We start from the raw sequence: 11,920 nt of genomic DNA, 5'->3' as shown, positions 1-11,920 counted from the left end.
CCTCACTTCTCGGTTGTTTACCTACTTACTTGCGACCCGGCGGCTTGATGCCGCTCTTGATCTGCAGTCCGCCCGGCTTCGCCTGCGGCGGCGCCGGCGCCTCGGCCTCCGGCTTCACCGGGGCCTCGGGCTCGGGTGCCGTCTCGGGCTCGGGTGCCGACTCCGGCGTCGGCTCAGCCTTCGCCGGTGCAGCCGGAGTGGCAGGCGCAGCCTTCTTCGCACCCGGTCCCTTCAGGCCGCTCTTGAGCTGCAGTCCGCCCGGCTTCGCCTTCGGGATCGCCGACTCCTTCGGCTGCTCCGCAGGCGCTTCCGCAGCGGGAGCCTCCGCCGTGGGAGCCTCTGCAGCAGGTGCTTCCTCGGCCGGAGCCGCGGGAGCAGAGTTCGCTGCCGGAGCCGCCTTCTTCGCGCCGGGACCCTTCAGGCCGCTCTTGAGCTGGAGGCCACCCGGCTTCGCCTTCGGCACCGCGGGTGCCTCGGCTGCGGGAGCTTCCGACGACGACTCGGCAGGGGCAGCAGCAGGTGCGGCCGGCTTCGCAGCACCGGGGGCCTTCGCGCCCGGAGCCTTGAGGCCACCCTTCATCTGCAGTCCGCCCGGCTTGGCCTTCGGCGCTGCCGGTGCCTCGGCCGCAGGAGCAGCAGAAGCCTCGGACGACGCGGCAGGTGCAGCCGGAGCCGCTGCCTTCTTCGCGCCCGGACCCTTGAGGCCGCCCTTCATCTGCAGGCCGCCGGGCTTGGCCTTCGGAGCTGCCGGAGCCTCGGCCGCCTCGGCAGCGGGAGCCTTCGCGCCACCGGGAGCCTTCGGTCCGCCCGGAGCCTTGAGGCCGCCCTTCATCTGCAGTCCGCCGGCCTTCGGAGCACCGGTGGTCTTCGGAGCAGCCGGCGCTGCCGCTGCCACCTCGACCTCCTCGACGCGCTCCTTCTCGACCTCTTCCGCGGTCTCCTCGACCTCGACCGGAGTCTTCGGCTGCTGGACGACCTTGAGGTTGTCGCTGAGCTTCGCGGCCTCGACGCGAGAGATGGACTCGAGCATGAGCTGCGCGACGTCGATGACCTCGACGCCCTCGCCCTTGCCCTCTTCCTGACGCGCCGTCACACCGTCGGTGAGCATGACGCGGCAGAACGGGCAGCCCGTCGCGATCTTGGCGGGATTCGTGGTGAGCGCTTCGTCGACACGGTCGATGTTGATGCGCTTACCGATCTTCTCCTCCATCCACATGCGGGCACCACCGGCACCACAGCACATGGACCGCTCGCCGTGACGCGGCATCTCGACAAGCTTCGCGCCCGACGCCGCCATCAGCTCACGCGGAGCGTTGTAGACCTTGTTGTGCCGTCCGAGGAAGCACGGGTCATGGTAGGTCACGTCCTGGCCGACGGCCTTGACCTGGACCAGCTTCTTCGCCCGCACGAGACGGTTGAGCAGCTGCGTGTGGTGGACGACCTCGTAGCTGCCACCCACCTGCGGGTACTCGTTGTTCAGCGCGTTGAAGCAGTGCGCACAGGTCACAACGATCTTGCGCTTGCTCTGCTCGACGCCCTCGAACACACCGTTGAGGACCTCGATGTTCTGCTGCGCCAGCTGCTGGAACAGGAACTCGTTGCCCGCGCGGCGAGCGGAGTCGCCGGTGCAGGTCTCCTCGGCGCCGAGGACCATGAACTTCACGCCGGCGGTCGCGAGGAGCTCGGCGACGGCCTTCGTGGTCTTCTTGGCGCGGTCCTCGTAGGCACCGGCACAGCCGACCCAGAAGAGGTACTCGTAGCCGTCGAAGCTGTCGGCATCCTGGCCGAAGACCGGGATGTCGAACTCCATCTCGTTGATCCAGTTGAGACGGTCCTTGGCGTTCTGGCCCCAGGGATTGCCCTTGTTCTCGAGGTTCTTGAACAGACCCGCGAGCTCGGACGGGAAGTCCGACTCGATGAGCACCTGGTAGCGACGCATGTCGATGATGTGGTCGACGTGCTCGATGTCCACCGGGCACTGCTCGACGCACGCACCACAGTTGGTGCACGACCACAGGGTCTCGGTGTCGATGACGGGAGCCAGTTCGCCTGCTTCCAGCAGTCCCTCGGTCTCGCCGACGAGCTTGCGACCCGACTCCTCGCGAGCCGACGCCGGGATCTTCGCCAGCTTGGCCTCGTCCGGATTGCCCTCGGCGTCGACCAGGCCGACTTCGTCGCCACCGAGATCGGTGCGACCACCGGCGAGCAGGTAGGGAGCCTTGGCGTAACCGTGGTCGCGCAGCGACGTGATGAGCAGCTTCGGCGACAGCGGCTTACCGGTGTTCCAGGCGGGGCACTGCGACTGGCAACGACCGCACTCGGTGCAGGTCGTGAAGTCCAGCCAGCCCTTCCACGTGAAGTCCTCGATGTGGCCGGCACCGAAGGTGTCCTTGTCCGGATCGGCGTCCTCCATGTCGACGGGCTTGCCGCCGGACATCATCTGACGTGCGGCACCGAGGGCGGGACCGCCGTCGTCCTCACGCTTGAAGTAGATGTTGAAGAAGGCCGAGAAGCGGTGCCACGCGACACCCCAGGTGATGTTGCGGCCGACGATGTAGAGCCACACCATGCCCGACATGAGCTTGACGAACGCGAAGATCGACACCATGACGGCGTTCGCGGGGAGAAGCTTCGCGACCTGCATGGTGAAGAAGTCGGTGTAGGCGTTGTAGTGGCCGGTGAGGGCAATCTTGCCGGCCTTCACCATGATCATGCCCAGGCCTTCGAGCAGCACGACCGCTTCGACGAAGTAGGCGGCCTTGAAGTTCGAGCCGCTGAAGCGCGACATCCGACCGGGCTGACGCGGATGGTTGCGCTGGCGGATGTAGATCAGCGTCAGGATGCCGATCACCGTGCCGAGGCCGAGGATCTCGTCGATGAAGTGATAGACGACGGTGTCACCGATGAGGGGCCAGTGGAACTCCGGGTCGAACGTCTGGCCGTAGGCCTCGAACCAGACGATCGCGCCGAGCATGAAGCCGACCATCACCAGCCAGTGCGCCCAGCCGACGGTCCGGAACTTGACCATCTTCGTGTGCGCGAGGAATTCGACGACCATCTGCTTGAAGCGCGGGAAGAACGGCCGCCAGCGGTCCGGGGCCGGCTGGCCGACCCGGATCGTGTTGACCATCTTCAGTGCGCCGCTGATGAACGCGAACCAACACACGAGGCTCAGCAGCACGCCGATCGTGCCCAACGTAATCGTCAGGGCATTCATACGTGGCCTTTCGTGTCGGGGGCGGCGTCGTGCCGCCTGGTATGAGTCACCGCATCGTAACGCAAGCTAAGTTACCCACCGGTAACTTGGTCTGAACTGGAGTTACCCGCCAGTAGCAAAAACTGCGTCGAATCGGAGACCGTGTGCCCGGACACGCTAGAGGTCAAACGTGATACCGCCGTCACGCAGGATGTCCTAACCTGCCGGAAACGAGGCGTGTGTCACACGGAAATCACGACACCGCTCTACCGGCCACGATGCTGTTTCCATTCGGGCAAATGGGTATAACACTCCGCCTGTGATGTCGGTTATGATTCGCGCGGTACATGGGGTTCGCATGTGGGCTGTACGCGTCGGGGGACGTAGAACTCCAGGTCAATACAGCAGAATGGGGGCGTCTTAACAGGCGTGCGCCATGTCACAGAACGGAAAAAGATGAAGCTGAAGAAGCTTGCCGCTGTGGCGACGATGACGATCGCCGCCATGGGCATCACCGCCGGTACCTCGTATGCGGCGCCCGCTGCGCAGGACGAGATCAACTACGAGTCCAAGATCGAGGGCGACTCGGTGGTCACCGTCATCGACGCCGGCGAGTTCCAGGTCTCCGGGGACGGCGAGAGCGTCGAGCTCCAGGACAACGCCGGCAACACTGTCCTCAGCCTGCCGCTGGCCATTCAGCTCGGCGATCTGCAGCTCCCCTTCGAGCGTCAGATCAGCGAGGACGGCAAGACCCTCACGCTGACCCCGGTCACCGACCTGTCGAAGGCCACCCCCGTCGCCCCCGAGGACAAGGTCGGCGCGAGCCTCACGCCGGTCGCCCTGAAGCTGACCGATGTTGCTTCGCCGGACGAGAACCTGAAGGCTCAGCAGAATTTCGCGTCGCAGCTGGGTATCGCGACCGCGGTCGGCGGCCTGATCGGAACCATCATCGGCGCAGTTGTCGGCACCTTCGTGATGCCCGCTGTCGGCACCATCACGGGCGCTGGTATCGGTGGCGTCGTCGGAACCATCATCGCGGGTGGTCCGACGCTGATCGTTGCCGGTGTCGGCTTGGCGCAGACCCTGCTGGCGCCTCCGGGCACCACGGTCTACGCCAACTGATTCCAGTCGGCTAGGCATTCGAACTCGAACGGCCGCTGTAAGGACGAACTCCTTGCAGCGGCCGTTCTCCATCCGGCGTCGGAACCCATACAGAAAGGCCCTGTCCGAAAGTGCGGACAGGGCCTTCAGCTCGAATCGGGTGTCGTTACATGGACCCGATGAGTCGGCTGCCGTGGCGAATGATGTCCCAGACATAGCCGAAGATGTCGAAGCCGAGTTCGAGGCTGGTCATCAAGATCTCGCTGCTCAAGTGAAGTCCTTTCAGGGGATGGCGCTACCGGCCAGGGTGCGAGGATCGTAACCCACGCTAAACGGACATTGGGAAGCCAGGTCCCGGAGGTGGTTAGGTTCACCTAGGAAATGCAGCTCGCGGGCGCTTTCCGAAGCGGATTCAGGGGCATTTCCGAGGGCCCCTGGAGGCATCCTCCGAACGCCCGACGAAGGGCTGTTCCACCGCCTTCTGCCGCCGGTCGTTGTGGTGCAGGAGAACCGCCCCGAACCTGCGCCGACCGGCACGGCCGTACGCCCCTCCGAACGCCCCCACGAACGACGAAGGTCCGCTCCCCGTAGGGAACGGACCTTCGTGACGTTCTGGTGGATTACCAGGTGCGGACCTTCAGGCCCGGGTTCTCCGCCAGGACCGTCTTGATCGGCGTGGCGAACAGCTCGGGGCTCTCACCGAGCAGGCCGCTGACGAACCCGGCGATCTCGCACATGCCGTACTGGCCGACGTTCGAGGCGCTGGAGATGCCGAGGGCGAGGGTGCCGGTGACGAGGGTGCCACCGCTGTCGCCCTGCAGGGCGCACAGGTTGGTGGAGAAGCCGTTCTCGAGCACACGGTGGCCGATCTCGACGTTCTGGCCGGTGGCGGTCACGACGCCGCAGCTGTAGCCGGTGCGCAGGCCCGACTTGCAGACCGGAGCGCCGACGACGGGATCCGCGACACCCGTGATGGGCAGCGGAGCGGCGAACGGAACGCGCACGCCGTTGTTCTCGAAGCGACCCGCGGCATCGGAGGTGGGGCGGATCAGCGCGTAGTCGCTGCCGTCGAGCACCGTCTTCTCGAACGAGCCGAGGTGCTGGCCGAGGTTGTCGCCGATGAGCTGGTGGACCTGGGAGGCCCACCGAGTGCCGGCCTGCGCGCGGTTGGGGTCGCAGTGACCGGCGGTGATGTTCACGGGCTGTCCGTTGCCGTCCTCGCCGTTGAAGCCGAGCGAGCAGCGCAGGCCCTCGCCGGCGCCGAGCGCGGCGTAGGCGTCGCCACCGAAGAGGGCGTCGGGGGCGTCGAGGCCACCGGCGATGGGCTGCAGGTCGGTCGCGCCTTCCGGCGTCAGCTCGGCGGGAGCGAACAGCACGCGCACCCCGTCGAGGAAGTCGGGGAGCTCGACACCGGACACGTTGTCGGTGCGCACGACGACGTCGTTGTTCACCACGTCGATGGCGATACCGCGGATGACGTCGGCGACGGCGGGCGGCTGGGTCTCGAGCCAGTCGCCCAGCGCGCCGAGCTGATCTTCGAGGGCGTCCTCGCTGCGTTCGGTCTCGGCGACGGTGAATCCGGCATCCTCGGCGGCCTTGCGGGCCTCCTCGAAGCCGTCACCCTCGGTGAGGCCGACCGTGGCGGTGCCCTGGTCGTCCAGCCACACACCGGCGAAGACGGCTTCGAACTGCTCCCGTGCCTTCTCGGCGAACGCGGCGAGATCCTGGCTGCGCTGCGCATCGGCGAGGAAGCGCTCGGCATCGATGTTCAGGTCGCGCTGCAACGCCTCGACGAGCTCGGCCGGCAGAGACGATGTCTGCGCGGGTTCGGTCTCGGGTTCGGCCTGCGCGATGGCAACGGCAGGACCGAGGAGCAGCAGTGCGGCCGAACCGATGACGGCCGTCCGACGTGCGAAGGTGCGTCGCATGGATACCTTTCTCGTTCCTTCACGCATGCACGCGCGAAGGCGCCGTTCCCCCGCGGATCGGCGTCCGTCCGATCCTAAGGGGTGAGCGAGGAAGTACATAGGTACTTCTCGGTTACGGATGAGACTCGTGTGACTGTTGTGACGAACGGACCGGACGGTTCCGGCCGTTATGCCGGGTTCGCCGCAGTGCGGACCCGGGTGCCGGTGGCGTTCTCGATCTCCTGGATCGGAATGCCGAGGCTGGAGGTGCCACCGTTGGGCGCGAGTACAAGGTTCGCCTCGACGCAGTTCGGTGCGCCGGCGCTGTTCGATCCGCTGATCACGCCGAGGGCGAGGGTGCCGGTGACGATGGCGCCACCGCTGTCACCCGCGAGGGTGCAGGCGGAGGTCGCGAAGCCGCGGATGGTGCTCGAGAACCCCGAGTCGTAGATCAGCTGGGTCTCGATGCGATCGGCGACGACGAGGCCGCACGTGAACGACGAGGATTGGCCCGACTTGCAGACGGGCGCGCCGACGACCGGAACGGCCGTGCCGGTGACCGTGAGGGTCGAACCGTTGCCGCCGCGGACCGACGGGCGGTCGAGGCCGGCCTCGACGCCGGCCTCGTCGAGCGAGACGATGCCGTAGTCGAGGGTGCTGTCGGTGCCCACCGTGGACTCTGTGAACTTGCCGATCCGCACGCTCTCGTCGATGTTCGCGCGGTTGGGCAGGTAGACCGTCGAACCACCGTCGGCACGGGCGACCGCGTCGCAGTGACCGGCGGTGAGATTGACGGCGTTACCGTCGGCGTCGACACCGTTGAAGCCGAACGAGCAGATGCCGATGCGCTCGATGGGCGTGGTGCGGACGTCGCCGTCGGCGGTGATGTAGGTGTCGCCACCCATCGGGGCCGGATCGTTCGGCGGCATGCCCGGCGACAGCTGGACCTGCACGTTCGCCACCAGCGACGGCAGGTTCAGTGCACGCCCGATCGGCGAGTTCACGATGTCGAGGACGATCTGGTTGTTGAGCACATCGATCGACGCGGAGTTGATCTGCGACGACACCTCGCGCGGGAGTCCCGCCACCCAGCGGTTCAGTTCGGCGAGGGCCTGCTCGAGTCCGTCGGCCGAGACCGGCGCGACCGTGGCGTGGAAGCCGTCCTGCGCAGCGCGCTCGGCGGCCTCGCGATTCGTGACGGCGATGACCGGCTTGCCGTCCTCGCCGAGCCAGGCACCGGCGAACTCGGAGGGGTGCTCGGAGCGGAAGTCGCGGGCGTAGTCGCCGAGCTCCTGCGCGCGGGCGGCACGATCGAGGTACTCCTCGGGGGACAGACCCAGGTCGCGCTGGATCGCCTCGACGAGTTCGGCGGGAAGTTCAGCGGAAGGCAACTGTTCGGCGGGCGCGGCACTCGCTGTGGCGCTCAAGGGCACTGCCAGCAGAACCGCGGAGGCCGCTGCGACTGCGACGCGGCGGGTGGTGGAACGGACTGCGGCGCGCGACGCCGACGAGAGACGCATGGAGGCCTTTCATGTGTGCTCGATGTGCTCTTGAACAGGTGCTTCGTGGAATCGGCGAGCCGACCCGCGGGACAGCCTACGGGACGGCCCGGCGACCGCCGATAGTGCCGTAGGTCACCACCCGGATACCCACGCTGTCTAGTTGCCGGTCTCAGTCTCCGGCGGTTCCGAACTGGGCTCCGGATCTATCGGCTCGGAAGGCTCGGACGTGGGCGCGACGGTCGACGAGGTGGTCGTCGGCGTACTGCTGTCCCCGCCACCGCTTCCGCCGCTGCCGCGTCCGCCACCCGAGGAATCACTGGGCTGGTTCCGCCGCGACCAGCCGGTGCTCGACGTGGTCGAGGACGTGCTCGAGGTGGTCGAGCCAGGCGACGACGAAGAAGTAGAGGACTGCTCGCTCGTGCCGGTGATGGGGTCGACCCAGGTCTGCTCCACGACGGGCGGGGCGACAGGCACCGTCTCCTCGGCGACGGCCGGTTCGGTCGACTCCTCGGTGGTGGTCTCCTCGGTGCTGCGGGGAGCCGGCGCGGGCCGCGCCTTGGAGGTCGTGGTGGTGGCGGGTGCAGTCGGGGTCTCGGCGACCTGCGTGCCAGCGGTGGCCATCGGAGAGTCCCGCAGACCGAACACCAACGCGCCGACGCCCACGAGCAGCGCGATCGCGGCCGCCGCCGCGATGGCCGTGACCTTCGACGAGCGACCCGAGGACTTCTCGTCGGCGGCTTCTCCGGCTGCGACGGCGGCGACCGTCGCCTTCGACGTGTTCGCCGCGGGCTTCGCGGCGGCAGCGGGCGTGGCACCCGGAGGGGGAGTCGCCGTGATCTTCGAGATCACCGCGGTGATCTCCGGGTCGAGTTCGCTGCGTCGCGGTTCGGCGAGCTTGGCGGTGGGCAGGATCTGCGTCGAGCCGAGGAGGTCGACCGAACCGGCGGCCGCGGCGAGTGCGGCACCACGCACCATCGTCTGGTGCGGCTCGGGCGCCAGGGCGCACCGCACGCCGAGTCCGGTCTTCACCGACTGTGCGACGAGCTGCGCGGCGCTCGGGTCGACCGCTTCGTCGATCGTGACGACGATGGCGTCGAGGTTGCTCACGAGCCAGCCGAATGCGCCGAGCGCCGACGAGAGCTGCGCGGCGACCGACGGGGCGTCGTCCTCGGGGAATCGGAAGGCCTTGCCCGCCGCGACTCCCGAGCGCACGAGCGTGACGGTCGAGCCCTGCGGGTCGATGTGATAGACCGCGAGGAGCCGCCCGGTCTGGTGCGCGACCTGCGATTCGAACCATGCCGCGGCGGCCTCGGCGTCGGAGACGAGCGAGACGTGACGCAACCCGACGTAGTCGAGGGCGTTGCGCAGCACCGCGACCGTCGAGCTCGGCCAGTCGGTGGGGTGCGTCGCCACAGCGGTGTACGGGGTGTCGCCGATCAAGGAGGCTGCGTCGGCGAGGAGGCATTCCATGGCCGTGGCGACGAGGTCTTCGGCGCGGGAGAGCGAACCGTCGTTGGCGCGGACACCACCGGAGTGGCCGAGGCGGTCGACGAAGCCGGTGAAGGAACTGGTGTGCCCGTCGACGATGTCGTGGTCGCCCAGTGTCGCGGTGCCGTCGGAATGCAGGTGGACGGCGGTGAACCGCTCGATCGGTGCGGGGTCCGGCCGTCCCGGCGTCGGTGAGGTGACCGCAACCGACGACACGGTGGTCCCCACCCTCAGGCCTACGCCTACGGACATGCCGGCTTGCCTCCATTCCGGTCGGAGTGTGTGTGACGGGGTACATCTGCGCCGTGCCCCATGGCCCGGAGCAGTGACAGGAGCTCCGAGCGGGAACCGGCACCGAGTCGGCGCCGGATACGGGCGACATGATGTTCCACGGTCTTCGCGGAAATGTACAGGTGGTTTCCTACCTCTCGGTAGGTGAGGCCCGAAACCACCAGGTCGGCCACCTGCGCCTCGCGCTCGGACAGCGCACCCGGCTTCTCCCGGGCGCCGAGGGGTGATTCGTCCGGATCGCCCGGAGGAGTGTCGGGGGCGATGTCGGCCGGTGCGCGACCGGCCGGACCGTCCTGCCGGATCGTTCGCGCGACCTGCAGTAATCCGGTGGCGACCGTGGTGTCGTCCGTCCGCAGCGCCGCTTCTCCCGCGAGCTTCGCGCCGTCCCACGGAAGACCCACGGACGCGAGGGACTCGGCCGCCTCGCGGATACGCACCGCGTCGACCTCACCGCGCAGCACCGAGAGCCATGCGTGCCCGGCCCGCGCGAGCACCGCGGCGTAGGCGGTGGTCTCCGCGGCCAGGGCCAGGGCGCGGGCGTGCGGGACGAGGTCGGCCGGCCGGTCCGCGGCGATCGCGGCCTGTACCCCGTACCAGTGCAGCGCCGCACCCCACAGCGGTGGCTCGCCGAGGGTGGTGAGCAGCGCGCGGGCACCGGCGACGAGATGCCCGACCCGCGCGGACTCCCCGAGTCGGACGGCGGCCAGCCACAACTCACCCAGGGGCAGCAGCCCGAACAGGTCGACGGAATACTCCGCCACCACCGACTGCGCGGCCTGCCACCGCACCGTCAACGCTCCGAGGTCGGCGTTGCGTCGCGCCAACCCGACCTGCAGGGCGTGGAAGAAGAGGAGGTCGCGCTGCCCGGTCACCTCGGGAGCGACGGCTTCGGCGGTCGCCGCGGCCGCGGCGAGATCGCCGCCGAGCATCTCGGTCCACGCCACGAGGATGCGATTGCGCACGGTGGGAGTCTCCGGACGATCGAGGATCGCGCGTGCGTGCCCGAGTTCGCCCGAGTGCAGACACAACAGTGCAGCGACGGCGTCGACCGTGTCGGGCCAGGCGCGCAGCGATCCGTCGGATCCGAGACTCGTCAGGGCGCGGGTGAGGCGGTTCATCGCGATCCGGCCGTCGCCGCCGACGGATTCACGCAGGCCCTCCTCGAGCAGTCGCGCGGCGGAGGCCGACGAGGTCGGCGCACCCGATGTGGCGGCACCGCGGAGATTCTCTGCAGCAGAGGGGCGACCGGCGGCGAGCAGCACGGTCGCGGCGAGGGGAGCGTCCGTACCGACCCGTTCGGGGCCGAGCCATTCGAACAGGTCGGCACTGCGGTCGAGCATGCCGCGATGTGCGGCGATGCTCGCGGAGATCCGGGTGGCGGCGCGCACGTCGTCGACGTCCGCAGTGTCGGCGCGGTCGAGCAACCGGTCGGTGATCTGTTCGGCTCGCTCGAGATCCCCTGCCGCGAAGGCGACTTCGGCTCGTCGCAACGCAAGGGTCGCGGGATCGGCTCCCGCGGGTACGGTGGCGTCGAGAAGATCGGCGGCTTCGCGCGGTGGCGCGTCGGCCGCGAAGGCGACCAGCCGATCGGCGAGGTGCGGGTCGGTGAGACCGATCGTCGCGAGACCGCGGGCGAGCTGTGGCGTCAGCGTTCCGGCATCGATACGGGTCGCGAGGAGACGACGCGCGAGAGCGAACAGGTTGTGCCTTCCCAGGACCGCGGCGGGCACACCGCTCGCCCCGGTGGTGAGGCTCGCGGCATCCGTGCCGAGCAGGCCGCTCGCACGAGCGGCATCGACGAGGTCGAGGGCACGCTCGACAGGGATGTCGAGTACGGCGGCGAGTTCGCCGGGATCGAGCGCGGCACCGAGATCGACGAGCGCCAGGGCTACGGTGAGATCGAGATCCGCGAGGAGCTGCCGGCGAATCGCCTCCTCGACGGCCCGCCGGGCATCGCTCTCCGTCCGCACGGCCTCGAGGGCGGTCTCCACGAGATGCGGTACGCCGCCCGTGAGGCGGTGCAGGGCGCGCACCTGAGGCGGTGCGAGCCGGAGCTCGAACGACGCCGCGCGACCGGCGATCTCACGAGGCGTCCACGAACCCAGTTCCACCACCGTCCCGTGTCCCGCGAACGCTGCTGTCAGCGAACGCATCTCGGCTCGGTGCGGTCGGGCTTCGGTGGCAACGACGATCCCCGTCGGCGCATCCCGGATGTGGTCGACGAGCTCCTGCAGTTCCGCGGCGGTCATGCGGTGTGCGTCGTCGACGATGCGGGCATCGGCGAAATCGGTTCGGAGCGAAGCGAGTATTGCGGACTTCCCGGTTCCGGTGCCGCCGACGAGCAACAGTCGCGGGGGAGTGGCCGCGGTCAGGGCACGCGCGACCTCCCGGGGGACCGGACGTCGCGGAGGGGCGGGAGCGGACGTCATCGGATC

The 11,920-nt window shown here is 68.5% G+C and carries 6 protein-coding genes; 1 reads left to right on the top strand and 5 read right to left on the bottom strand.

Annotated features, from left to right (window positions below):
* Positions 1 to 25 precede the first annotated feature (25 nt).
* Positions 26 to 3,217, bottom strand: a complete 3,192-nt coding sequence (locus AC0LPE_RS19775; protein WP_490605047.1) for a (Fe-S)-binding protein — start codon at positions 3,215 to 3,217, stop codon at positions 26 to 28.
* A gap of 435 nt (positions 3,218 to 3,652) precedes the next feature.
* Here AC0LPE_RS19775 and AC0LPE_RS19770 point away from each other — a divergent pair, with 435 nt between their 5' ends.
* Positions 3,653 to 4,318 carry a DUF8020 domain-containing protein gene (locus AC0LPE_RS19770; RefSeq protein ID WP_085469144.1) on the top strand — a complete coding sequence of 222 codons (666 nt, stop codon included), beginning with the start codon at positions 3,653 to 3,655 and terminating at the stop codon, positions 4,316 to 4,318.
* Positions 4,319 to 4,917: 599 nt separating this feature from the next.
* Here AC0LPE_RS19770 and AC0LPE_RS19765 read toward each other — a convergent pair.
* The 4 genes from AC0LPE_RS19765 to AC0LPE_RS19750 all read right to left on the bottom strand — a co-directional run bounded on the left by AC0LPE_RS19765 (position 4,918) and on the right by AC0LPE_RS19750 (position 11,914).
* Positions 4,918 to 6,225 carry a S1 family peptidase gene (locus tag AC0LPE_RS19765; protein ID WP_490605046.1) on the bottom strand — a complete coding sequence of 436 codons (1,308 nt, stop codon included), beginning with the start codon at positions 6,223 to 6,225 and terminating at the stop codon, positions 4,918 to 4,920.
* A 167-nt stretch (positions 6,226 to 6,392) separates the two neighbouring features.
* The gene (locus AC0LPE_RS19760) at positions 6,393 to 7,724 is read right to left on the bottom strand and encodes a S1 family peptidase (RefSeq protein ID WP_490605045.1); all 1,332 of its coding nucleotides are present in this window, start codon (positions 7,722 to 7,724) and stop codon (positions 6,393 to 6,395) included.
* Between the two features lie 138 nt (positions 7,725 to 7,862).
* Positions 7,863 to 9,446, bottom strand: a complete 1,584-nt coding sequence (locus AC0LPE_RS19755) for a DUF7159 family protein (RefSeq protein ID WP_490605044.1) — start codon at positions 9,444 to 9,446, stop codon at positions 7,863 to 7,865.
* Positions 9,437 to 11,914, bottom strand: coding sequence for a LuxR C-terminal-related transcriptional regulator (locus tag AC0LPE_RS19750; protein WP_490605043.1), 2,478 nt, complete (start codon positions 11,912 to 11,914; stop codon positions 9,437 to 9,439). Before AC0LPE_RS19750 ends, AC0LPE_RS19755 begins: the two co-directional genes overlap by 10 nt.
* Between the last annotated feature and the right edge of the window lie 6 nt (positions 11,915 to 11,920).

It is taken from the genome of Rhodococcus sp. S3, from assembly GCF_058211795.1.
The sequence above is the reverse complement of the archived record's forward strand: the minus strand, read 5'-3'. Positions and strand labels throughout refer to the sequence as shown.

Excerpts from the sequence above, each read along its gene's own strand:
- AC0LPE_RS19770 (WP_085469144.1), top strand. The coding sequence starts at position 3,653 with ATGAAGCTGAAGAAGCTTGCCGCTGTGGCGACGATGACGATCGCCGCC.
- AC0LPE_RS19775 (WP_490605047.1), bottom strand. The coding sequence starts at position 3,217 with ATGAATGCCCTGACGATTACGTTGGGCACGATCGGCGTGCTGCTGAGC.
- AC0LPE_RS19750 (WP_490605043.1), bottom strand. The coding sequence starts at position 11,914 with ATGACGTCCGCTCCCGCCCCTCCGCGACGTCCGGTCCCCCGGGAGGTC.
- AC0LPE_RS19760 (WP_490605045.1), bottom strand. The coding sequence starts at position 7,724 with ATGCGTCTCTCGTCGGCGTCGCGCGCCGCAGTCCGTTCCACCACCCGC.
- AC0LPE_RS19755 (WP_490605044.1), bottom strand. The coding sequence starts at position 9,446 with ATGTCCGTAGGCGTAGGCCTGAGGGTGGGGACCACCGTGTCGTCGGTT.
- AC0LPE_RS19765 (WP_490605046.1), bottom strand. The coding sequence starts at position 6,225 with ATGCGACGCACCTTCGCACGTCGGACGGCCGTCATCGGTTCGGCCGCA.